This window comes from Streptomyces sp. NPDC006711 (assembly GCF_042869775.1).
GTDB lineage: Bacteria > Actinomycetota > Actinomycetes > Streptomycetales > Streptomycetaceae > Streptomyces.
Genome location: NZ_JBIAGO010000010.1, coordinates 102,348 through 122,543, shown reverse-complemented (window position 1 = coordinate 122,543; position 20,196 = coordinate 102,348). Strand labels below are relative to the sequence as shown.

Annotated in this window: 29 protein-coding genes; 19 read left to right on the top strand and 10 right to left on the bottom strand. The window is 68.0% G+C overall.

Annotated features, from left to right (window positions below; all coding sequences use genetic code 11):
• The first annotated feature begins 8 nt into the window (after positions 1–8).
• The 9 genes from ACFYM2_RS21090 (at position 9) to ACFYM2_RS21050 (ending at position 9,535) form a co-directional block, all read left to right on the top strand.
• Positions 9–2,600, top strand: coding sequence for a phage tail tape measure protein (locus ACFYM2_RS21090; RefSeq protein ID WP_388838048.1), 2,592 nt, complete (start codon positions 9–11; stop codon positions 2,598–2,600).
• A gap of 2 nt (positions 2,601–2,602) precedes the next feature.
• Positions 2,603–5,449, top strand: coding sequence for a hypothetical protein (locus tag ACFYM2_RS21085; RefSeq protein ID WP_388838045.1), 2,847 nt, complete (start codon positions 2,603–2,605; stop codon positions 5,447–5,449).
• A 12-nt stretch (positions 5,450–5,461) separates the two neighbouring features.
• Positions 5,462–5,998 (top strand): hypothetical protein, encoded by a 537-nt coding sequence (locus ACFYM2_RS21080; RefSeq protein WP_388838042.1) that lies wholly within the window; start codon positions 5,462–5,464, stop codon positions 5,996–5,998.
• 13 nt (positions 5,999–6,011) lie between these two features.
• Positions 6,012–6,266 (top strand): hypothetical protein, encoded by a 255-nt coding sequence (locus tag ACFYM2_RS21075; protein WP_388838039.1) that lies wholly within the window; start codon positions 6,012–6,014, stop codon positions 6,264–6,266.
• 65 nt (positions 6,267–6,331) lie between these two features.
• A complete protein-coding gene (locus tag ACFYM2_RS21070; RefSeq protein ID WP_388838036.1) occupies positions 6,332–7,105 on the top strand; it encodes a C1 family peptidase in 774 nt (257 codons plus the stop codon).
• On the top strand, positions 7,105–7,986 hold the full coding sequence (locus ACFYM2_RS21065; RefSeq protein ID WP_388838033.1) for a glycoside hydrolase family 25 protein: 882 nt from the start codon (positions 7,105–7,107) through the stop codon (positions 7,984–7,986). Before ACFYM2_RS21070 ends, ACFYM2_RS21065 begins: the two co-directional genes overlap by 1 nt.
• 10 nt (positions 7,987–7,996) lie before the next feature.
• Positions 7,997–8,353 (top strand): hypothetical protein, encoded by a 357-nt coding sequence (locus ACFYM2_RS21060; protein ID WP_388838030.1) that lies wholly within the window; start codon positions 7,997–7,999, stop codon positions 8,351–8,353.
• A 12-nt stretch (positions 8,354–8,365) separates the two neighbouring features.
• Positions 8,366–8,680: a hypothetical protein gene (locus ACFYM2_RS21055; protein ID WP_388838027.1), complete on the top strand. Its 315-nt coding sequence runs from the start codon at positions 8,366–8,368 to the stop codon at positions 8,678–8,680.
• Positions 8,681–9,358: 678 nt separating this feature from the next.
• A complete protein-coding gene (locus ACFYM2_RS21050; RefSeq protein ID WP_388838024.1) occupies positions 9,359–9,535 on the top strand; it encodes a hypothetical protein in 177 nt (58 codons plus the stop codon).
• Between the two features lie 430 nt (positions 9,536–9,965).
• Here the strand turns inward: ACFYM2_RS21050 and ACFYM2_RS21045 are convergent, their stop codons facing one another.
• The 5 genes from ACFYM2_RS21045 to ACFYM2_RS21025 form a co-directional block, all read right to left on the bottom strand.
• Positions 9,966–10,319 carry a hypothetical protein gene (locus ACFYM2_RS21045; protein WP_388838021.1) on the bottom strand — a complete coding sequence of 118 codons (354 nt, stop codon included), beginning with the start codon at positions 10,317–10,319 and terminating at the stop codon, positions 9,966–9,968.
• A 69-nt stretch (positions 10,320–10,388) separates the two neighbouring features.
• Positions 10,389–10,568 (bottom strand): hypothetical protein, encoded by a 180-nt coding sequence (locus ACFYM2_RS21040; protein ID WP_388838018.1) that lies wholly within the window; start codon positions 10,566–10,568, stop codon positions 10,389–10,391.
• Positions 10,569–10,570: 2 nt separating this feature from the next.
• On the bottom strand, positions 10,571–10,900 hold the full coding sequence (locus tag ACFYM2_RS21035; RefSeq protein WP_388838015.1) for a hypothetical protein: 330 nt from the start codon (positions 10,898–10,900) through the stop codon (positions 10,571–10,573).
• 40 nt (positions 10,901–10,940) lie between these two features.
• On the bottom strand, positions 10,941–11,303 hold the full coding sequence (locus ACFYM2_RS21030; RefSeq protein ID WP_388838012.1) for a hypothetical protein: 363 nt from the start codon (positions 11,301–11,303) through the stop codon (positions 10,941–10,943).
• A 3-nt stretch (positions 11,304–11,306) separates the two neighbouring features.
• Positions 11,307–11,639, bottom strand: coding sequence for a hypothetical protein (locus tag ACFYM2_RS21025; RefSeq protein ID WP_388838008.1), 333 nt, complete (start codon positions 11,637–11,639; stop codon positions 11,307–11,309).
• Positions 11,640–11,799: 160 nt separating this feature from the next.
• Between ACFYM2_RS21025 and ACFYM2_RS21020 the strand changes: the two genes are divergently transcribed.
• From ACFYM2_RS21020 to ACFYM2_RS21010, 3 genes are read left to right on the top strand one after another with little or no spacing between them, the layout of a single operon-like run.
• Positions 11,800–12,219: a hypothetical protein gene (locus tag ACFYM2_RS21020; RefSeq protein WP_388838005.1), complete on the top strand. Its 420-nt coding sequence runs from the start codon at positions 11,800–11,802 to the stop codon at positions 12,217–12,219.
• Positions 12,216–13,361, top strand: coding sequence for a tyrosine-type recombinase/integrase (locus ACFYM2_RS21015; RefSeq protein WP_388838002.1), 1,146 nt, complete (start codon positions 12,216–12,218; stop codon positions 13,359–13,361). The genes ACFYM2_RS21020 and ACFYM2_RS21015 overlap by 4 nt, the downstream gene beginning before the upstream one ends.
• On the top strand, positions 13,358–14,023 hold the full coding sequence (locus tag ACFYM2_RS21010; RefSeq protein ID WP_388837999.1) for a hypothetical protein: 666 nt from the start codon (positions 13,358–13,360) through the stop codon (positions 14,021–14,023). Before ACFYM2_RS21015 ends, ACFYM2_RS21010 begins: the two co-directional genes overlap by 4 nt.
• 105 nt (positions 14,024–14,128) lie before the next feature.
• Here the strand turns inward: ACFYM2_RS21010 and ACFYM2_RS21005 are convergent, their stop codons facing one another.
• Positions 14,129–14,365, bottom strand: a complete 237-nt coding sequence (locus tag ACFYM2_RS21005; RefSeq protein ID WP_388837996.1) for a hypothetical protein — start codon at positions 14,363–14,365, stop codon at positions 14,129–14,131.
• A gap of 20 nt (positions 14,366–14,385) precedes the next feature.
• On the bottom strand, positions 14,386–14,718 hold the full coding sequence (locus ACFYM2_RS21000) for a DUF6233 domain-containing protein (RefSeq protein WP_388837993.1): 333 nt from the start codon (positions 14,716–14,718) through the stop codon (positions 14,386–14,388).
• 277 nt (positions 14,719–14,995) lie between these two features.
• Here ACFYM2_RS21000 and ACFYM2_RS20995 point away from each other — a divergent pair, with 277 nt between their 5' ends.
• Both ACFYM2_RS20995 and ACFYM2_RS20990 read left to right on the top strand, forming a co-directional pair.
• Entirely contained in the window at positions 14,996–15,229 is a 234-nt protein-coding gene (locus tag ACFYM2_RS20995) for a hypothetical protein (RefSeq protein WP_388837990.1), read from the top strand.
• 39 nt (positions 15,230–15,268) lie between these two features.
• A complete protein-coding gene (locus ACFYM2_RS20990; protein WP_388837987.1) occupies positions 15,269–15,448 on the top strand; it encodes a hypothetical protein in 180 nt (59 codons plus the stop codon).
• Between the two features lies 1 nt (position 15,449).
• Here the strand turns inward: ACFYM2_RS20990 and ACFYM2_RS20985 are convergent, their stop codons facing one another.
• Positions 15,450–15,653: a hypothetical protein gene (locus ACFYM2_RS20985; protein WP_388837984.1), complete on the bottom strand. Its 204-nt coding sequence runs from the start codon at positions 15,651–15,653 to the stop codon at positions 15,450–15,452.
• A gap of 11 nt (positions 15,654–15,664) precedes the next feature.
• On the bottom strand, positions 15,665–15,844 hold the full coding sequence (locus ACFYM2_RS20980; protein WP_388837981.1) for a hypothetical protein: 180 nt from the start codon (positions 15,842–15,844) through the stop codon (positions 15,665–15,667).
• A gap of 50 nt (positions 15,845–15,894) precedes the next feature.
• Between ACFYM2_RS20980 and ACFYM2_RS20975 the strand changes: the two genes are divergently transcribed.
• Positions 15,895–16,560 (top strand): HAD family hydrolase, encoded by a 666-nt coding sequence (locus ACFYM2_RS20975; protein WP_388837978.1) that lies wholly within the window; start codon positions 15,895–15,897, stop codon positions 16,558–16,560.
• Here ACFYM2_RS20975 and ACFYM2_RS20970 read toward each other — a convergent pair.
• Positions 16,541–17,794 carry a transcriptional regulator gene (locus ACFYM2_RS20970; RefSeq protein ID WP_388837975.1) on the bottom strand — a complete coding sequence of 418 codons (1,254 nt, stop codon included), beginning with the start codon at positions 17,792–17,794 and terminating at the stop codon, positions 16,541–16,543. The two genes, ACFYM2_RS20975 and ACFYM2_RS20970, sit on opposite strands and share 20 nt — an antisense overlap.
• A gap of 277 nt (positions 17,795–18,071) precedes the next feature.
• Here ACFYM2_RS20970 and ACFYM2_RS20965 point away from each other — a divergent pair, with 277 nt between their 5' ends.
• The 4 genes from ACFYM2_RS20965 to ACFYM2_RS20950 all read left to right on the top strand — a co-directional run bounded on the left by ACFYM2_RS20965 (position 18,072) and on the right by ACFYM2_RS20950 (position 20,023).
• The gene (locus ACFYM2_RS20965; RefSeq protein WP_388837972.1) at positions 18,072–18,392 is read left to right on the top strand and encodes a hypothetical protein; all 321 of its coding nucleotides are present in this window, start codon (positions 18,072–18,074) and stop codon (positions 18,390–18,392) included.
• Positions 18,389–18,883, top strand: a complete 495-nt coding sequence (locus tag ACFYM2_RS20960; protein WP_388837969.1) for a hypothetical protein — start codon at positions 18,389–18,391, stop codon at positions 18,881–18,883. Before ACFYM2_RS20965 ends, ACFYM2_RS20960 begins: the two co-directional genes overlap by 4 nt.
• Complete coding sequence (locus tag ACFYM2_RS20955; protein ID WP_388837966.1) at positions 18,880–19,059, top strand: hypothetical protein; 180 nt, start codon at positions 18,880–18,882, stop codon at positions 19,057–19,059. Before ACFYM2_RS20960 ends, ACFYM2_RS20955 begins: the two co-directional genes overlap by 4 nt.
• A gap of 64 nt (positions 19,060–19,123) precedes the next feature.
• Positions 19,124–20,023 carry a radical SAM protein gene (locus tag ACFYM2_RS20950; protein WP_388837963.1) on the top strand — a complete coding sequence of 300 codons (900 nt, stop codon included), beginning with the start codon at positions 19,124–19,126 and terminating at the stop codon, positions 20,021–20,023.
• The last annotated feature ends 173 nt before the right edge of the window (positions 20,024–20,196 follow it).

The following is a 20,196-nucleotide window of genomic DNA, read 5'->3' as shown; positions in this document are numbered from 1 at the left end:
GATCCGGCATGGGCGCTCTGCCCCCGGTGTTCATCGAGTTTCTTGGCAGCTTCGCGGGGGTCAAGGCGGCCGCGACTGGCGTCAAAACACAGTTGGCCGAGGTCGATGCAGCCGGGGCCGGCGCCTTCGCCAAGACCGGCATGATCGGCAAGGCGGCCTTGCTCGGACTGGGCGTCGCCGCTGGCGCTGCGGCGGTCGCCACCGTCAAGATGGCGGGCGACTTCCAGCTTCAGATGACCCGTGTCCGGACGGGCGCGGGCGAGGCCGCGTCGAACATGAAGATGGTCGGCGACGGCGTCCTCGCGATGGCGGGCGAGGTCGGGCAGTCGACTTCGCAGCTGACGGCCGGTCTGTACATGGTCGAGTCGGCGGGCTACCACGGCGCGGACGCTCTGAAGGTGCTCCAGGTCAGCGCCGAGGGCGCCAAGGTGGGCGCGGCCGACCTGCACACGACCACTGACGCGGTCACGACCGCGATGAACGCGTACAAGATGACTTCCGGGCAGACGACCGAGGCCATGAACGCGCTGATCGCGACTGAGGCTGAGGGCAAGACCAACCTCGAAGCGCTCGCGGGGTCGATGTCGTCGATCCTGCCGGTGGCGGCGGCGGCGCATGTCCGGCTGAACGAGGTCATGGGCGCCATGGCCACGATGACCGCTCAGGGCACGCCGGCCGCCGTCGCCGCGACCTATCTGCGGCAGACGATCGGGCAGCTGTCGAATCCGTCCGGCAAGGCCGCGAAGGAGATGGAGTCGCTTGGTCTGTCGGCCGTGCAGGTCGGCCAGAAGCTCGGCAAGGACGGGCTTGCCTCGACGCTGACCTTGCTGACCGATGCCATCCAGAAGCACATGGGTCCGGCTGGCACCGTGCTGATCAGCCACCTTCAGAAGGCTGCGGCCAACACGACCGAGTACCAGAAGGTGCTCGCGAACCTGTCCCCCGCGCAGCAGACCTACGTGGGTGCGCTGGCGACGATGGTCGGCGGCACCAAGTCCATGCAGGCCGCGTTGCAGCTGACCGGCCCGCACTTGCAGGACTTCATCGACAAGACGAAGGGCATCGACGAGCACGTCCGGGCGGGCGGCAAGAGCGTCGAGGGCTGGGCGGACGTTCAGAAGAACTTCAACCAGAAGGTGGCCGAGGCCAAGGCGTCTCTGGAGGCACTGGGCATCCAGATCGGGCAGATCCTCATGCCCTACGTCCAGGCCATCATCGGTGTCCTCGCGACGGCCGCGTCCTGGCTGGCGAAGCACACTCTCGCCGCGAAGATCGCGGCGGGCGTGATTGGTGGCGTGCTGCTGTTCTCGATCGTCGCTCTGACGACGGCGCTGTACAGCATGGCCGAGGCGGCCGCCCTGAATCCGATGACGTGGATCATCCTCGGCGTGGTGGCCCTCATCGCGGCGGTCATCGCTCTCGCCACGCACTGGTCGGCCGTGTGGGGCGCGATCAAGAGCGTCGCGGAATCTGTCGGCCACGAGCTGGCGTCGGTGTGGCATTCGGTGGCTGCGGTCGCGGTGTCGGTGTGGAACAGCATCAGCGGCACCGTGATTGCCGTGTGGGGCGCGATCGCCGGGTTCTTCGTCTCGGCATGGCATCGGGTCGTGGATCCGCTGGTGACGGGATGGAATTTCCTCTGGTCCGTCACCACAACAATCTGGGATGCGATCGCCGGGTTCTTCCGCAAGTGGTGGCCCTTGCTCTTGGTCATATTCCTGCCGTTCGTGGCCCTGCTTATCGCGATCTGGAACCACTTTCACACACAGATCATCGGTGCCGTGATGACGGTATGGAACGGGATCACCGCATTTTTGAGCACGGTATGGAACGGAATCAAAGCCGTTGCGTCGGCGGTGTGGTCGCTCATCCGCGCCGTGATCATCAATCCGGTGTTGGCGCTCTGGAGCGATATACGGGCCATCGGGACGGCGTTGGGGAACTTCCTCAGCGCCAAGTGGTCCGCCATCAGGTCGGTTGCCTCGGCGGTGTGGAACAGCATCAAGACCAGCATGATCAACCCTATCTCCAACGCTGTATCCACGATCACCACCTTGATCGGCCGCGTCGCGAAAACTATCGGCGACGGCCTCAATAAGGCCTGGACGGCGGTTAAAAACATCGGGTCGAAATTCTGGAGCATCGGATCATCGATCGTTCACGGCATCATTCAGGGCGTCGAGAACGCAGGCGGCGCACTGCTCGACAAACTGGAGAACTTGGCGAGTAGCGCACTTTCGGGCGCGAAGAAATTCCTGGGCATCAACTCGCCATCGCGGGTGTTCGCCGACAACGTCGGCGTAGCGATCCCCGAGGGCATCGCCAAGGGCATCGACGACCACGCCCACCTCGCGGTGCAGTCGGTGACCTCGATGTCCGGGCTCCTCGCCGGCCAGCGGGTGGGCGTGCCTTCGCTGGCGATGGCCGGAGCCGGAGTCGGCGGCGGCATCGGTCCCGGCGCGGCCGGGGGCACGGTGACTGTCCATCTGCACGTTCAGGGGTCGATCCTCACCGACAAGGACCTCCAGGACGTCATCCAGTCCCAGTTCCTTCAGCGCGGCTCCATCCAGGCGCAGACCTACCAGTCCTTCCGGAGGTGATCGTGGCGCTCAACCCGAACTGGCCCGTGCTCGAAGAGGCCTGGGGGCCGTACTGGAACGCGACGACCGCTCTGACTCCGGTGGACCGGTTCGTGGAGGTCACGCCCACCACCACGAGCAAGTCGGACAGCAAGCGGGGGCGTCAGTACGAGCTCGACCAGATCCAGCCCGGCACCGCGTCCACTGTGCTGTCCAACCCGGCCGGCGCCCTCGACCCGGCGAACACGGCCAGCCCGTTCTACGGGCGGATCCAGCCGTTCCAGCCGGTGCGGCGCCGCGCGATGTGGCCGCCGAGCATCAACCTCCTGTCGCAGGTCATGGCGACGGGCGGGGACCTCGGCGGTTATGCCGTCGGCACCAAGGTCACGGACGCGAACATCCTCTCGGACACAGACTCGTCCGCCGTCGTCGCCGCGTCCGCCACGGCCTACCAGGGCGCCAACGTGTTGCAGTTCTCCGTGCCGAGCGGAACGGCCGTGGGAGCCCGGATCTGCCTCACCGCAGAGCCTGCGGCCCTCCCGGGCCAGACGTACACAATGCAAATGCGCATCCGGAACATCACGCCGGGGACCTCGCTCCAGGTCAAGGCTGGGCAGGGCTGGTACCTGACACCGCTGACGCCTGGCACGGCGTACACCTACGGCTCCACGGTCACGCTCACCGGCTCGGCCACGGCAGCATGGACGCAGATCACGGTGACGGCCACCGCCCCGGCGGGCGTGCTGGGGCTGGTCGTTGGCGCCATGGTCGCGGCGACCGCCGCCGCGACCTGCACGATCCAGGTCGATGCCTGGCAGCTGGAGAAGGGGAGTTCGGCGTCCGCTTGGGCCCAGCCGGGTGTCTGGTACCCGATGTACCTGGGCTACGCGAACCAGTGGAAGCCCGCGTTCAACGGCAACCAGTACACCACGGTCACGCCCAGCAGCGTCGACGCACTCTCCCTGTTGGCGCAGTACATTCTCGACGACCCCCTGACCGAAGCCCTGGCTGCGGCCGGCGCGCGCTTCGTGTACCGGCTCGACGAGGGCTCGGGCGCAACGCAGTTCGCTGACACCACCGGCAACTGTGGCGTCGCAGGGATCATCAACTCGAAAAATGGAGCGGGTTCAGTAACTCCCGGCACACAGATCACGGCAACCGACCCGATCAACGGCGTGTTCACCGGCAGCACGGGCACCGTCACCACGGTCACGAACCCGTCCCCGGGCGTCGGCGGATTGTTCGCGAGCTCCGTGATCGACCTGACGACAGCGGGCATCAAAGGGCCGGCGGACCCCACGGTGTGGACCCGCGCGATCGCGTTCCGATACACAGGGCCCACACCGACGGATGGGGCATGCATTTGGACATCGATGGATACGCAGCACGCGCCAACGGAAGCCCTAGCCACTGGGAGCAGGATATTTCTGGCGATCGGCATAGACAATTTGCTCTACTTGACCATCGGCGGTCCCACAGGCGCCATCTTGAGCGCGCCATTCCCACGCAATGACGGCACGTTCCCCACCGTCGCGGACGGGAATTGGCACTTGGCTGTTTTCGGGTGGAATCAGTCTTTCGGTGAGGCTCGGGTGAGCATCGACGGAAACAACTGGTTTCGCACGGCCGGATCCACCGTCACCCCAACGGGTCTCATCAGCGATAGCCTCGGCGCCTGGTACAACTTGGGCCTGGGCGGTGCGGCAGGAGACAACTTTCAAGGGGACATCGCGTTCGCCTGCGAATTTCCGACTTATCTGTTGAACACCGACACCGATGCGATCTACGCCGCATGGAAGAATAGTTTCACCGGTGATTCGAGCAACCGGCGCTACGCCCGAATTCTGAAGTACGCGGGAAACAACATCGGCTGGGACATTCAGCCCGGCCTAACCACGAGCATGGGCCCGGCCGACTTCACCGGCCAGGACGCGTTCACAGCGCTTCAGGCTGTGGTGGACACCGAGAACGGTGCGCATTTCGTTGGGGCGGACGGATGGATAAATTTCCGATCCCGGGGCGCACGGTACAACGCGACGGCCCCCCTCTGCGTCTTCGGCGAGAACGTCGCGGGCGGGGAGTTTCCCTACGAGACCATCGACCTGGATTACGATACGACGCACCTCGGGAACGTGGCGGTCGTCAGCCAGGTCTCGCCCGCCTCCAAGTTCACCGCACGAGACGCGACGTCCGTCGCAGCTTACGGGCCGCGAAACATCACCCGCACGATCAACTCCACGTCGTCGCAGGAATGCCAGGACGCCGCCTCGTATCTGGTGTCCCGGTACAAGCAGCCCGCGTACCGGGTGGCCAGCCTCAAGCTTCACCCGAGCGCCTACCCGGCCCTGTGGCCAGTGCTGCTCGGCCTGGAACTCGGCACCCGAGTACGGGTGATCAAGCGCCCGTTCGGCGCTCCCCCCATCACCATCGACTGCTTCGTCGAGTCGATTCAGTGGGACCTGAGCGACAAGAAGGACGCGTGGTGCACGCTCCAGTGCTCGCCCGCCGACCTCACGCCGTATGGCCTGTTCGCCGCCTGGCACACCACCCTCAAGACGACCGTGGCCAGCGGCGTCAGCTCGATCACGGTCAACAACTCGCAGGACAACACCAACCCCTTGGCCGCGCAGCTGCCCGCCGGCACGCAGATCGTCCTCGGCCAGAACACCGCCAACCAGGAGACGGTGACCATCTCTGCGGTCGGGGCGACGTCGGCGGGCTGGACCAGCGCCGTCCTCACCCTCACCGCGCCAACCACCAAAGCGCACACGGCCGGTGACCTGATCAACGAAACACTCCCGGCCGGGACAACCGACCCCACCACCTGGGACGCCGTGTCGGCGTTCGACGCGACCGCGTTCGCCTACTGATCGGAGGGACCCGTGGGCCGCACCGTCCCCGTAGCCGTCACCGAATCGCCCGGGAACTACGACACCGCCGCCCTGTTCAACGCCCAGGTCAGGGACCTGAACAACTTCGCCTTGGCGCCGCCCGTGTTCTTCGGGTACGCAACGACCTCGCAGTCCATCCCTGGCAGCAACGTGATGGTCGGGCTGAACCTGGACACCGAGGTGCTGGACGCCGACGGCGGACACTCCACCGTCACCAACACATCCAGGTACACGCCGACCGTGCCCGGCCTGTACCTGGTCCTCGGGTCCGTGGGCTGGCCGAACACCACCGCAGGCGACCGGCGCCTGCAAATCGGCCTCAACGGCGGCGGCGTCATCGGCTCGGGAACCAGTTTCGACCCGGTCAACGCGGTGACGTCTGGGCAGCAGGCCCTGGCGTTCGTCACTGCGAACGGGAGCACGGACTACATCGAAGTGATGGCAGCTCAGGCATCCGGCGGTTCCCTCAATACGAGCGCCGGCGCTGCCTTCATCGCCTCGATGCGCGTCCTCTGGATCAGCCGATAGCCAAGGAGAACCAGTGAGCTCGATCGACACACTCACCGAATACCAGTTCAACTTCACGATCAACAGCGCCACCGGCGAGAACGACGGAGGCTTCCTGCTGACCTCCCTGGCCGGCGTCACCGACGAGATCGCCCTCGGCATCGTCGCCGCGTTCAACGCGCAGCCCTGGCCACACGGCATCGTCAACCCCATGTCCGTCACCAAGCAGGACCTCGAAAACCGCGTCTACTCGACAAACATGAGCGCGGTGCCGCCCAGCTTCAGCTGACTCGTCTCCACCACCCTCACGCCCCGAGCCGACGGCCGGGGCGTTCGTCATGCCCTGGAGGCACCATGAGCACCCCTCACGTTGAACTGCTGCCCGCACGCCGGGGGCGCCCGATGGGCCGCCACGTCGAGCACGACCCGCGCTCCCGGGCGTTCGCGCACGAGACGCTGCCCGCCGACGCGATCCGCTCCGTCGCCTGGACCCGCCGCACGCCAGTCCTGGACCAGGGGCAGCTCGGGTCGTGCACCGGCAATGCGGGGACTGGTCTCCTCGGCACCGACTCGGCGGCCCGGCCGGGCCTGACCTCCGTGACGATCTCGGCTGCCGCCGCCAAGGCGTCGCACGGCTTTTTCGGTGCGGGCGTGTACGTCCCCGATGAGGACTTCGCGGTCCGCCTGTACTCGCTGGCCACCCGTCTCGACTCGATCTCCGGGTACTACCCGCCGACCGACACGGGCTCCTCCGGCCTCGGCGTCGCCAAGGCGTTGCATGCGCTCGGCCTGGCCACCTCGTACAGCCACGCCTTCTCACTGGCCGCCCTGACCAGCGCACTCCAGCACGGCCCCGTGATGATCGGCATTCCATGGCTGAACTCGATGTTCGATACGGACCGGGACGGCCGCATCCCCGTCGTCCGGTCCTCCGGAATCGCCGGTGGCCACGAGATCGAGCTGAACCGGTTCGACGCCACCACCGGCGACTACTGGATCACCAACTCGTGGGGAACCGGCTGGGGCGCCTCCGGGTCCGGTTACTTCACCACGCCCGACCTGCGCTGGCTCCTTGCCCAGCAGGGCGATGTCACCATCCCCACCTGGTCCGTGGTCGGGACCGAGTGATGGGCACCTACGGGCAGGACTGGGCTTCGTACCAGTCCGCGCAGCCCAGTACGAGCGGCCTCGGGTTCGCGTTCGTCAAGATCACCGAAGGCCTGTCGTACATCAACCCGCTGTGGGTCTCCCAGCGTGACCACGCAAAGGCCAATGGCCTGGTGTGGGGCGCCTACCACTACCCCCACATGGCCAACGACCCGCGCGCCGAGGCCGATTACTTCCTCAAGCAGGTCGCGTGGGCGCCGGGTGACCTGGTGGTCCTCGACTGGGAGGGCTACGACCCGGCCAACGCGAGCGTACCCAAGGCGACGCAGGCCGCGTACAAGGACGCCTGGCTGCGGTACGTGAAGGCGAAGCTCCCCAACAACAGGGTCGGCATGTACGCCAACACCGACTACTGGCGCAACGTCGACAAGACCGGGTACTTCGGGGACTTCCTGTGGATCGCCACCGCCAACCGCAGCGCCGGCGACCCGGGCATCGCGGCGCCGTGGGTCTTCCATCAGTACAGCGAGGCCGGCGGCCTCGACCGCGACTTCTGCCACCTCGACGCCGCAGCCCTCCGCGCGTGGGCGCTCGGCACACAACCCCAACAGGAGGACGACATGACCCCTGGCGATGTTTGGTCCTACACGCACGGCGACCAGCCCGACGTACACCAGACCCTCGCGAACGCCGCCTCGCAGGCCGCCGCCGCATCGGCAGGCGTCTCGGCACTCGGCAAAAAGCTCGACGCCCTGGCCGCGACGGTCAGCTCACTGGCCACGACCGGCGCGAGCGACGCGCAGATGCAGGCGCTCGCCACCGCGATCGCCGCAAACCAGGCGCTCGCCGACGCCATCGCCGCCAAGGTCGCCGCCAACATCGCCAGCCGCCTCGCCAACTAGGAGCACCGTCATGAAGATCTTCGGCAGGGAGCCTGCACTCGTCCTCGGCCTCGTCGCCGCAACCGTCAAGCTCGTAAGCGCCTTCTGGCTCCACACCACCGCCGACCAGCAGGCCACGGTGAACACCGTCGCCGCCGCTGCCGTGGCCGTCATCATCGCCTTCCAGGTCCACGACGGGATCGGCGCGGCCCTGCTCGGCCTCACCCAGGCGGGCATCGCCGCCGCGGTCGGCTTCGGCCTGCACTGGGCCCCGGACACCCAAGCCGTCGTGTTCGCGTTCGTCTCGGCCGCCGTCGCCGCGTACACCCGCACTCAGGTCACCGCACCGGTCCCGGCGCCGGCCATCAGCCGTCCGACCGCCGTCTGATCGGAGCGCCACGTGCCGGACGATCCGACCCTCGGCGAGCTGGCCCGGCGCCTGGAGGACCGGCTCGGCGACGTCCGTGACGACATCCGGCAGCTGGGTATCCGGATCGACGGGCGCGTCTCTCTGGAGCGCTACCAGATCGAGCAAGCGCAGCGCGATGACGCACTCAAGCAACTGCTGGAGCGCGTCAAGGGCATCGAGGACGCCCGCAAGGAGCAGGACAAGCAGCGGGCGGCCGACCGGCGCCTGATCTTCTCGGCGCTGATCGTGCCGGTCCTCCTTGTCCTGCTCCAGGTGTATCTGACGACGAGGGGAGCCGGGGCGTGAGTGACCACGCATCGCCGGCCCCCGCCCGCCGACGGGCGGACGCCTGGTTCGCGCTGGGAGTCCTCGTCGCCGTCAGTGCCCTGTGCTGGATCGTTCTCACGATGCAGCAGCTGGGCGACGATCTGCGGACCGCGAACGACGCCCGGGACCTCCTCGCCCGCCAGGTTCAGGGGCTCGGCCACACGCCCGTCGCCGGCCCGCCCGGAAGCCGTGGCGATCCGGGGCAGTCTGTCACCGGGCCGCGCGGTCCCCAGGGCCAACCCGGCCCGGTGGGACCCACAGGGCCAGCCGGTCCGGCCGGACCCACCGGGCAGACAGGACATACCGGCGCCCCCGGTATATCCGCAACCGGCTCCCCTGGCGCCGCAGGGCAAGCCGGGCCCGTCGGCGCCAAGGGTGACCCGGGACCTACGGGCGCTCCAGGCCCGGCAGGGAAGGACGGCGCCGATGGCGCTCCCGGCAAGGACGGCGCCGATGGCCACCCACCTGCGGGCTGGTCCTACACCGACCCGCAGGGCATCGAGTACCAGTGCGTCCCCGCCGACGGCTTCGACCCGACCGCGCCCCGCTACAAGTGCACCGCCGTAAACAGTCCGGCACCGGGCCCGTCCCCAGCGGCCCGCCGCAGTCTCGTCGGCATCGGCGCGCTGGCAATGACTTCTATGTACAGGAGGCTTGATGCCTGACCGCCCTCCCCGCCAGCTCCCCCCGCCGCCCGACACGGGCGCGGCCGGCGCCGGCACGCTCGTCGACATCGGCGTCCTCGACCCCCAGTCCGAACCCCCACCGCCCGAGTACCAGGGCCTGTTCCTGGAGCCCGCCATCGAGGACGACGAAGTCCCCGAGATCGCGTGAAAGTTCCCCGCCGCTCATTGAGTGGCGGGGGCTTCCTTCTGTCACACTGGCGATACGGCAGGGCGCGCACGCCTACCCGTTTCGCGGGGAAGGTCTCTCGGGGCCGCGCACAACTTGCCCGTTCGGCAGGGGCGTTCGGCGGTTCAGGCTCTCCAGTACGTGCACCCCTGCTCGGCCCCTGGATGCGACATCCGTAAGGATCGTGGCGGCGCCCCGCCCTAGGCCCCGTGGGCGCCGATCAGCATCGAACGACCCCGCCACTCAAAGGGTGGCGGGGTCTTTTGCTGCCATACTGGCAAGGTCTGGGGCTGCAACTCGCTGGCGTGAGTGCACCTTTGACTGTCCACCGCTGCAACGGTGGGCCAAGGCTCTTGGTCGCGACAGCGGCCCCGTCCTCTTCGGAGGGTGGGGCCGCTTCGCTGTGCTGTCGCTATGCCAGCACGTGCCGCTGGTCGTTCGGCGTCGTGTGATCAGCCAGCAGGAGGCACGTCCATCCATCGTGCTCGAAGGCGCAGGAGGGCCCTGTGAACATGGCCGCCTCCTCCCGCAGGCCGTCGATGTCACGCCACGTCGCCCACCAGATCTGCTCGTGCTGCCCGAAGTCCTGGCTGATGAGGGGCTGCTCGTGCTCCTCGACCTCATGGCGTTCGGGCAGATGGCACGTCAGCCCCTGAGCGTCCCAATCCACGATCCCGCTGACCCGCGCGAGGTTCTGGAGCTTGATGACGTCCGCGTCGCACAGCCTGCCGCGTGCACCGCACTGCTGGGGGTTGTCGTCCTTCATCGTGTCCTCGCTTCTCGGTGTGGGGCTTCTCGTGGTTGCGCATGTCGGCGGGACCGCTTCGCTGTGCGGCTATCGCGGGGGACGACCGAGGAACCAAGCACCACCCGGCGCAATGACGAGGAACGCCGCGGCGGCCACAGCGAAGCGCGCGCCGTCCAGTTCGCCGGGTAGGACGATGGCCGCAAACACCGAGAGGGCGATGACGAGCGGGACGAAGAAGCTGACGTTCGTGCTGGCCGAACTGTCCACGGTCAGCCCTCCTTGTCGTGGTTACCGAAGATGGCGCGCTTGGCCTCATCCAGCATGGCCTGACCGTTGCTCCACCGGTTCGGTACGCCTTCGATGAACTGGTCGAGCGCGGCACGCAGAGCGATCGCCTGCTCCAGATTGAGGTGCGGATTGCGACCGCTCGCAGCGGGGCTGTCGCCAATGAACAGCCAGACATGAGGCTCAGACGCGGCCGATGACTCCTGCACGCGGATCGTGTGCCCATAGCTCGTCTTGATCGGGCTGCCCGCATAGGTAAGGAAGCCTCGGCCGTTGGCGGCTACCGGCTCGCCGACGGTGGGGTGCTCGGTCATGCGGTCTCCTTAGTATGTTGCGGGCGGGGGCTGCTGCCGGTCAGCGCTTCCCGAGCCACTTGCGAACGGTCATGCGGTCGATGCCCGCCTGCTTCGCGAACCCGGCTTCGGTGGCGTCGCCGCTGTTGATGCGAGTGACGGCGATCTGCCGCAGGCTGATGAAGGCCTTCTGCTCTGCCAGGCGGGCGTTGACGCGCTCGCTGGCGAGTTCCGCGATGAGTTCTTCGGGCGCTTCAGTCATGAGCCGGTAGGCGGCAGTGAGTGCAGCTTCGCGGTCGTCACGGTCATCGGCATCGGGGTACTGCTCTGCGATGTCGTCGGCGGTGTGCAGGAGTTCGTCGATTTGGTCGCCCGTGAGGCCGTGGTCGTCGCCGAGCCAGGCTTCGAGTTCGTAGCGCTGCATGCGTCATTCCTCGGTGAAGTTGCAGGCATAGCAGTCGCAGGGGTAGGCGGCGACGGTTTCGCCGCCTACGGCCTCTGCGAAGGCGTTGCCTTCGGCGGTGCGGTGGGCGACGGGAGCGTGGAAGACGGGGATCTGCGAGCTGGCGGCCTCGTAGAGGGCGCGGGCGTGGCCTTCGCCGCGGTGGTCCTCACTGACCTCGATGTTCATGATCTCGTTGCGGTCGGTGGAGATGTAGAGCTCCGCGATGAGTTCACCGTCGGCGTTATGGGTCTCCCAGATGTGGTAGCTGCTGCCGTCGCCGTAGTAGTCGCCGGTGCGTGTGGTGATCGTCAGCATGGCGGCCTCTCCTGAGTGCGACCCTCGCCCCTTCTGTGGACCACTCTACAGCTCGCCTGTAGTCGTGTCTACAGGCTTGCGGAGGGGGCGTGGGCGCGCGGCGTGGCGGCCGGTAGCGCATAACGTTCCCTTATGCGCTAGGGAGTTGGTAGAATCGGGCATGACGAATCGCGATGATCCAAACTGGCTCTGGGAGTTCCGGGCCGAGGACTTCGTACATGCGCGACTTCGCGAAGACTTCGCCGCAGCCGAGGCACTACCCGAAGGCGACGAACGGGACGCGGCCGTGATCCGTGTCGAGTCGCTCCGCCTTGCCGTCGTCCAGCACTCGCCCTACGTGGATGACGACGGCAAGTCGTGGGGCAGGTGCTTCACCTGCCCCGGATCCTGCGGCTTCCCCTGCTCGACGATGCGCTACTTCACCCGCATGTGGCGCCACCACCCTGACTACCGGCCGGGCTGGAACGACACCCTCGACGGGCAAAGCGGCCCGTCCAGCTGGGAGCGCGACCAGCTCCGCCTCGCTGAACTCGGCGGCTACCGGCACGAGTTCCTTGCCGATCACCCGGAGGCGGCGTGACCGAGTTGCTGCCGAAGCAAGCCGCCGGGCAGTCGATCGCGCTACCCGGCTCGGACCTGTTCGAAGAAGTCCGCCGCAAGCTCGTCGACGACCTTGGCCAAGTTCAGGTCGACCGCAAGGGGCGGGCGCGCATCTACCGGGCCCGAGCCGAACTCCTCGCCGAGGCCGTCACCTCCGAGACATTCGTGATGGTCATGGACTGGCTGTCCTCCACCCGGCGGGGCAGCCTCCAAACGAAGCGCAACTACGTCGACGACATCCGCCGCGTCTGGGGCGCCTACGCCCAGGAGTTGGGCCACGACCGCTTCGCCCTCGGCTGCTTCACGGCCGACCACATCCGCGCCTGGCGACTCCGCATGGAAGGCCGCGGGGCACCGCCCACCACAATCAGCCGCTACCTCAACACGCTCTCCTCGCTGCACACCTACGCCGCCGAGAAGATCGACCTCCCCAAAAACCCCGTCACCCAAGACGACCGCCCCAAGGTCGACAAGGGCAACACCTCCCGCAGCACGCCTGTCCTCGAAGTCGACGAAGTGCAGGCCGTAGTCAACGCGGCGGAAAACGAGTTCGACGCGCTCATCGTCCTCCTCCTCTACACCCTTGCCGGACGCGTCAGCGAGATGTGCGCCGCTGACGTCACCGACCGGATCGAACGAGGGCGACGCTCCTACCTCGACGTCACTCGAAAAGAGAGCAAGGAGCGTATTCTCCCGCTGCCCACCACCGTCGCCGAACTCCTCGACGCCCACACTGCCGGCCGCACGGAGAAAGCCCTCCTCCTCGACTCCGCCGGTGAGCGCCTTGACCGTCACGACATCGCCCGGCTCCTCACGCGCCTGGGCCGCAAGGCGCGCGTCCTCGTCTGCTCGGCCGCCGACCAGCCGGCGCACGCCTTCGCCCGCTGCAAGGCCTGCCGGAAACTCACCCCGCACGTCCTGCGGGCCAGCCGGATCACGCACATGCTCGACGACCACGTCGACCTCGCCGAAGTCCAAGCCTTCGCCGACCACGACAACCCAGCCACCACCGTCGGCTACTGGAAGCGACGCAACAAGGGGCAGCGCAACGCCGCCCATGTCGACGCGGCCGAAGCCCTGTTCAGCGGCATTACCGACCGGTTCGGGCTGGGAGAGAAATGACCATCCACGAGGACGCCGCTCGCCTACTACTTGAAGAGCTGCAAGGCGAACCGGATGGCGCCACAATGCTCGCCCGCATGACCGCAACTCTGCGCGACGGTTCGTACAGTCGGCAGCTCATCGCCTTGGTGGGGCAGACGCAACGCGAGCCGGCTTACTGGCCGCCCCACCAGGTAGCGGCCCTCATGCGCGTCCTTGAGGGCTTGTCCTATGGGCGCATCATCCGTCGACGCATCCCAGTAGGAGCCGAGCCCGGCCCGGACGCAGACCGGCAGGGAAATGCGGCGAAGCTGAAAGCTGTCACAGATCCGTTCCGAGCCGAACTGGGCATGACACAGAACGGCGCAGACAGCGATGGCACGCTCTCGTGGAGCGAGCCCGTGAACTTCTGGCGGGCACTCGGCGTTCGCGTGCTTCACCAGCAAGGCCTCTACGGTTCCGTGCACGCTCCCTTCGAGGTCCGCCCGTGGTCTGTGCCGCTAGAGGTCGGTTACACGCTGCCCAGCCGTACAGCCGCACATCTGATGGTGGAGGGGGCGGTTGCGCGGTGGGCCTATGACGACAAGGAGATCTGCCTACTGCTTGATCTTCCGCGCATCGGCGAGATGGTTGGCACCCGGCCGCTCCCAGAGGGCGTCCAACCTTTCAGAGTCGGGCTGTAGGCGCAGGTGCGGCCTGCCGAGGGGTTACTCCCCACGCCCCCGAGGGGGTCGCTGCGAACGAGGCAGGCCGCGCCGCCACGTTAGACCGATGGCCCGGCCCTGTCACTACGCGTGCGGCAACTCGTCACTCTCGTCCCACGCCTCGGGCCCGCCGCCGCCGCGCCATTCGATGAGCGGCGACCGGACGACGTCGATGTCGTCGACCTCCAGCCCGGCCCGACGCAGCCAGATGACGAGGTCGGCGAGGTCGGTGGCCCGGCCGATGGTGCTGCCGTCGATGCGCACGCGGCGGGCGCCCTGTTCGTCGGGCGGGTAGACGACGATGATCCGGCGATCGGCCATGCATCCAGGGTGCGTCGGGCTTACGACTCCAGCACCCCGAGCTCGCTGTCCGGCCGGCAGTACGGGCAGGCCGGAACCGCGTCGACGGTGAGCGCACGGAGCGCCTGCTCCCGCGTGACGGCCTCGGTGCGGCCGGCTGCCATGCCGCACCCGCCGACGTGCACGCCCTCCGCGACCGGACCCGTCCCGCTGCGCTGGTAGGCGATCACCCAGTCCGGGACGGGCGGCGGCGTCCGGCGGGCGGCAGTAGCCCGCTCCTCCTCGGCCGCGATCCACCGCCGCGTCTGGTCCAGCTGCTGGAGCTGGACGCGCTCCAGAAAGCGGAGCAGGTCAAGGCGCGACGGGTCGGACATGTGTTCGAGTCTACGGCGCTTCCGCCTGCTCCTGCTCGGCGGCCTTAAGCGGCGTCCGACTCAGACCTTTTCAACACGCCCGCCGTTGTCAGTGGCCGCCCGTACAGTGGCAGCATCACATTCCCCGAGCATGCGGGGCTTGCTGCTGGAGGCCCGCCGGGACAGCGACCGGCGGGCCACTGCTGTTCAACGGGGCGCGTCGGGGACCTGGGGAGTGACTGGCGAGTTACGTCGTCCGTACATGACGACAAAGTGCCCAACACTGAAAGGGATTGCCGTGGCTGACGATCTGACCCCCTATGAACGCCTCCAGGAAGCAGCTGCCGAAGCCGCGATGGGAGCCCGCCTGCTCGCCCTTCGCACCCTTCGGGATGCGCACTGGGAGTGCGTCGCCCTGGAAGCCGAGTGGCGCGACCGGTCAGCGCCGGGCGCCGCCGAGGTGCGCGCCGCTCTTACTCGGATCCGCGCCAAGCTGGCTCCTGCCGTGACTGTGCCGTGGGGCGATCAATGACTGGCTGCACCCCATGACCACCGCCTGCCACAATGAGCCATGACCACCACGCTCGTCTCCGCCGCGACCCGCACAGTCGCCGTCCCGCAGACCCGCCGGATCTCGCTCGCCGCCCGGGCCGCAGCCCAGCACGCCGGACACGCCCCGGCCGTCCTCGACCGCGTCACCGAGGCAGCCGAGACAGTGCCGTCCGCGTCCGCCTTCCAGTCCGCGCTGTAGATCAGGCCGCGTCTTCGGGGTGCCGCACGAGCTTCTTCAGCGCCGCCTCGACCTCGTAGCGGCTGTGCGCCTCGTCCGCTTCCGCGAACGCCGTGATGGCCGCCTGCACAGCCTCGGCGGTCTCCACGGTCAGCGCGCCCGCCTGGATCTCAGCCCAGGCCCTGCGTTCCAGCTCAATCAGGTCATCGCTCAGTTCGATTGCCACGAGCCAGGATCCTAAGCCGCCTCGGCTACGTCGCCGCGCAGGGTCTCCGACCGCTGAGCCGCCGCCCATTCCACCAGCAGCTCCAGGTACGTCTCCGACCCGAGACCGCCCTGCTCGACGAGCCCACGGATCTCCTCGTTGATCACCGACGCGGGGCGCGCGGAGCCAGCAGCGGCAGGTGTAGTAGGCATGGATCAAGGCTACCCAGCAGCACCCGTACACCACCGCCTAGGATCCGGCCATGACGATTCGCGCAGTGGTATTTGACGTCGGCGAGTGCCTGGTAGACGAGACCCGTGAGTACGGCACTTGGGCCGACTGGCTCGGCGTACCCCGCCACACCTTCGCCGCCATGTTCGGCGCCGTCATCGCGCAAGGCCGCGACTACCGCGAAGTGTTCCAGGAGTTCCGGCCGGGCTTCGACCTGTATGAGCAGCGCCAGGCGCGCGCGGATGCGGGGCAGCCGGAGCACTTTGACGAGAGCGACCTGTACCCGGACGTTCGCCCGGCCCTTGCCCAGCTGCGGGCGGACGGCCTGTGGCTCGGTATCGCCGGGAACCAGACCGTGCGGGCTGGCGGCATCCTGCGCGAGCTGTTCATGGACGACGTCGACCTGATCGGCACGTCGGACGACTGGGGCGCATCGAAGCCAGATCCCGAGTTCTTCCACCGCGTCGCCGACGTCGTGCCGTTCTCCAACCACGAGATCCTGTACGTCGGCGACCGCGTCGACAACGACCTCCGCCCCGGCGCACAGGCGGGCATGCACACCGCGCTTGTTCACCGCGGGCCGTGGGCCACAATCCAATGGAACACCGAGGAAGCGAAGAGCCTGCCGACAATGCGCATCGACAGGCTCACCGAACTCCCCGAGCAGATCGCGAAGTTCAACGCGTCAGCGCGCTAACGGTCGTCGCCCACCCATATAGCTGATCATCAAGGTCGCGAACGCACTGTTCATGCTGGTGCGGTGCCAGGGCGCGCCGCACCTCGCGGACGCGGTCCATGCCCGTCGCGTACCAGGTGATCGCCAGTTGATTGAGGGCCAGGGTGGCGTACCGACACGCCTCTTCCGGGTTCCCGGCCGCAGCCTCTACCGCCGCGAGGTCGCCGAGGATCACCGTGCGCTGCTTGTCCGACTCCGGAGGCAGCTCTTCGAGGACTTGCTCCAGCGTCTGGCGGGCCTGCGGCAAGTGCCCCGCCTTCAACTGCGTGTTGCCCTTGAACGCGGCGAGACGTGCCGCGCTGAACCAGTCCAGCCAATCCGGTGTCGGGTGCCCGGTATCTGCGGCGAGGACGCCCTCGCCGTGGCCGATCAGGTGTAGCGCGGTACGAGTGTTGCCGCACCGTGTCTCGCACTCGGCCTCAACGGCATCGAGCCAGGCGAGCAGGTCCGCGCTGGCCGGGCCGCGCCGTGCATACGTCCGCGCCGCGATCAGTCGCTCGATGGCTTTCTCTCGCTCGCCGGCCCACCCAGGGATGAACGCAGTGTGGGCGAGCACGGCCGCCCCGAGGAGTGGGTCATCTGCCTCGCCTGCGGCCTGAAGTGCGCGCAGGAGGGTGGAGTCGGCGGCGTTCGGCTCACGCAGGTCAAAGAACTCGACTCTCCCGGCGAGGAGGTAGCTCTCGGCAAGGGCCACGGCCACGGCCTTGCGGGTGTCCCCGGCCGTCTCGGCGAGCAAGGCGCAGCCGAGCCGGGCGTGGGCGAGGACCGAGGGGTGCAGTTCGGCGGGCGCCACAGACCAGTACATCCGACGGTGTGATCGCGTGACTGCCGCGAAATCGGCGGCAACGGTGGCGGGCTGCATGGTCGCCTGCGCTTGCGCGGGCACGGTGGCCAGGCCGAGAGCAGCGATCGCCCCGCCGACGACGACGCGCCGCGAGGGATCCGGGCTGGCCTCGTCACGACCGTCGGGGGGCGTGAAGCCGAGGGACTGCATGTCCTGGCCGAGCAGGCGTGTGAGTGCCCGCTGGCAATCCGGGTGAGGCCACGGAGGATTGGCCGACTCCCATCGCCGCAACTGGCGGGTACCAACCGAGAGACCCAGCTTGGTGAGAGCGTCGGCGAGGGCCTGCTGCGAGTTGTACCCGGCCGCCACCCGGGCAGCTCGAAGTCGCGCGTTGCCAGTGGAGCGCGGCACGGTTCACCTCCGCTGAGTTGATGCTCTGCCAGTGTCGTCGCAGGTCCGCTTGGTGGCTAGGTCTCACCCGGATGAGCTCATCAAAGCCCGCTTTGCAAGCGCCAAAAGCCCCTTGAAAGTCCTCGTGTTAACGCGCCTTCTGGCCCACTCTGGTCTCCCTCCGCAAGCAAGCGCCGGAACCGAGGAGCTGTATCGCATGGACGTCGTTTCCACCGGGCCACCCACCGAAGGCACGTGCGCCCTCCGGGGGGCAGGGGTCGATTGGGACGCAATCCGTGTGCCTCGCGTCCTTGGCCTCACCGCGCTGTGCATCCTCGGGCGCCGCTCAGGCGCCGTCATCGACGACGGGAGTGCCCTGTACTGGTTCCTGTCGCCCGGCGTGGGTGCCGACTGGGACGGAGAGAGTGCCCAACTCCTGACGCTCGGCAGCGCGGTATACGTGCCGCCGGCCCGCCGGACGCAAGGACCGGGGCCCTTCTGGCGGATCTGCCCGGGTGATGCGACCTGGCACACTGACCCCGCTGCCCTGCTGGCTGCCATCGAGGACGCTCTCGATGCCAACCACCGGACCAGCGGCACGGGGCGGGTGGCCCAGTGAGCGCCGCGGTCGCCGCAAGCCAAAGAAGAGCAATCGCTGCCTGGCTGGCCGACAGCCTCAACCGGCCCGCCGACGCGCGAGCGCAGTGGGCGGATGGCCATCTTGCGGTGCTGGCGCTCGGCCGCCGGTTCTCCGCGGTCCGTCTCTCCGACGAACTCGTCTACGCGGTGGCAGCCGGCACGGATCCCGGGATCGCCAGCGAGGTGCTGAGTGCGCTGGACGGGCCCGTCATCCACGACCCGCGTAACGGCCGCTTCTACGCGCTGGTGCCGGCGTCCCCGCCCGGCCCGAGCCTCGGCCCCCACGCGGCGTACCTCGGCCTCGGGCATTACATCGGCGTGCCCCGGGTCGGCGACGACGAGCAGACCGAGACGTGGTCCAGCTACTGGGTGGTGCCGATGCGGACACCTGGCGATCTGTGCAATCCGATCCCTGTCATGGGGCTGGTCAACGCGGGCACCGCGATCCTCGACGGCCGGATCGAGTTGTGACCGACTTGCCGACCCCTGCCGCCTACGTGACGCCCGAGTGCCGCGAAGCCAGCAATCTCTTCTGGCGCGGGGGACACCTGCTCTGTCCCGGCCCCCTCGAAGTCCGGCGGCCGCCGAGCATCGTCGCGGTAGAGGTTCTGCGGTGCGCCTGCTCCTGCCACCACGCCGACCGCTGATCCCGCCGCCCCTGCCCGACCAGGGCGGCTCACCAAAAAGCAACGGTTGAAAGGAGATCCAACGATGAGCGCTGCCGAAAACCGACTCCTGTTCGCATGGCTAGAGGTGACGGGACTCTGCAACGAGTTCTGTGACCACTGCTACGCCGACAGCGGCCCCAAGGGGACGCACGGCACCATGGCCGTCGAGGACTGGGTGCGGGTGCTCGACGAGCTCGCCGAGATGGGCGCCCTGGACGTCCAGTTCATCGGCGGGGAGCCGACGCTGTACCCGCACCTGCCCGAGCTGATCGAGCACGCCCACGGAGCCGGACTGGGTATCGAGGTGTTCTCCAACCTGACCCACATCCGCGAGCCGCTGTGGGACACCTTCCAGGCGTGCGGGGTCAAGCTCGCCACCTCGTACTACTCCGACGAGGCCGAGCAGCACGACGAAGTGACCCGGCTCAGGGGTTCCCACAAGAAGACCCGCGCCAACATCGAGAAGGCGCTCGGCTTCGGCATCCCGCTGCGCGGCGGAGTCGTCACCGTCCGCCCGGACCAACGGGCCCGTGAGGGACTGCAAGACCTTCTGAACCTCGGAGTTGAGCAGGTCGGCGGCGACCGCACGCGGGCGTTCGGGCGGGCCGGCCAGGGGGCCACGCCGACCATCGCGGACCTGTGCGGGCACTGCGCGCACGAGAAGTGCGCCATCGGCCCGACCGGCGACGTGTGGCCGTGCGTCCTGGGCCGCTTCCTGACTCTCGGCAACGTGACGGAGACACCCCTGGCGGAAGTCTGGGGCGGGGCGCAGATGGCCGTAGTGGAGGCCGACATCAGGGCTGTGCACGGGGACGGCATGCAGTCGTGCACCCCGCCGCAGTTCCTCCCGATGTGCGGGCCGTGCGGGCCGTGCGTCCCCTCGGTCGGACACTGCGATCCCAGGGAAACAGAAGCCGCCGCTACGATCGGCGCACCGAACTAACCCGCTGCACGTCAGGGAGCACACAATGGACGATCACGGTGATGACTTCGGCCCATGGGGGTGGGAGCCCCAGGGCAACGCCATCCGGCGGACCGAGGACGAGTGGGCGACCATCGCGCGGTACGTCCGGCACGCCGCGAACAAGTTGGGGCCGGAGCTCCCGCTGTGCCTCC

Bases quoted from the DNA above. Each gene is read 5' to 3' on its own strand.
- ACFYM2_RS21090 (WP_388838048.1), top strand. From the start codon at position 9: ATGGGCGCTCTGCCCCCGGTGTTCATCGAGTTTCTTGGCAGCTTCGCG.
- ACFYM2_RS21070 (WP_388838036.1), top strand. From the start codon at position 6,332: ATGAGCACCCCTCACGTTGAACTGCTGCCCGCACGCCGGGGGCGCCCG.
- ACFYM2_RS21065 (WP_388838033.1), top strand. From the start codon at position 7,105: ATGGGCACCTACGGGCAGGACTGGGCTTCGTACCAGTCCGCGCAGCCC.
- ACFYM2_RS21060 (WP_388838030.1), top strand. From the start codon at position 7,997: ATGAAGATCTTCGGCAGGGAGCCTGCACTCGTCCTCGGCCTCGTCGCC.
- ACFYM2_RS21050 (WP_388838024.1), top strand. From the start codon at position 9,359: ATGCCTGACCGCCCTCCCCGCCAGCTCCCCCCGCCGCCCGACACGGGC.
- ACFYM2_RS21045 (WP_388838021.1), bottom strand. From the start codon at position 10,319: ATGAAGGACGACAACCCCCAGCAGTGCGGTGCACGCGGCAGGCTGTGC.
- ACFYM2_RS21035 (WP_388838015.1), bottom strand. From the start codon at position 10,900: ATGACCGAGCACCCCACCGTCGGCGAGCCGGTAGCCGCCAACGGCCGA.
- ACFYM2_RS21030 (WP_388838012.1), bottom strand. From the start codon at position 11,303: ATGCAGCGCTACGAACTCGAAGCCTGGCTCGGCGACGACCACGGCCTC.
- ACFYM2_RS21025 (WP_388838008.1), bottom strand. From the start codon at position 11,639: ATGCTGACGATCACCACACGCACCGGCGACTACTACGGCGACGGCAGC.
- ACFYM2_RS21020 (WP_388838005.1), top strand. From the start codon at position 11,800: ATGACGAATCGCGATGATCCAAACTGGCTCTGGGAGTTCCGGGCCGAG.
- ACFYM2_RS21010 (WP_388837999.1), top strand. From the start codon at position 13,358: ATGACCATCCACGAGGACGCCGCTCGCCTACTACTTGAAGAGCTGCAA.
- ACFYM2_RS21005 (WP_388837996.1), bottom strand. From the start codon at position 14,365: ATGGCCGATCGCCGGATCATCGTCGTCTACCCGCCCGACGAACAGGGC.
- ACFYM2_RS21000 (WP_388837993.1), bottom strand. From the start codon at position 14,718: ATGTCCGACCCGTCGCGCCTTGACCTGCTCCGCTTTCTGGAGCGCGTC.
- ACFYM2_RS20990 (WP_388837987.1), top strand. From the start codon at position 15,269: ATGACCACCACGCTCGTCTCCGCCGCGACCCGCACAGTCGCCGTCCCG.
- ACFYM2_RS20980 (WP_388837981.1), bottom strand. From the start codon at position 15,844: ATGCCTACTACACCTGCCGCTGCTGGCTCCGCGCGCCCCGCGTCGGTG.
- ACFYM2_RS20975 (WP_388837978.1), top strand. From the start codon at position 15,895: ATGACGATTCGCGCAGTGGTATTTGACGTCGGCGAGTGCCTGGTAGAC.
- ACFYM2_RS20950 (WP_388837963.1), top strand. From the start codon at position 19,124: ATGAGCGCTGCCGAAAACCGACTCCTGTTCGCATGGCTAGAGGTGACG.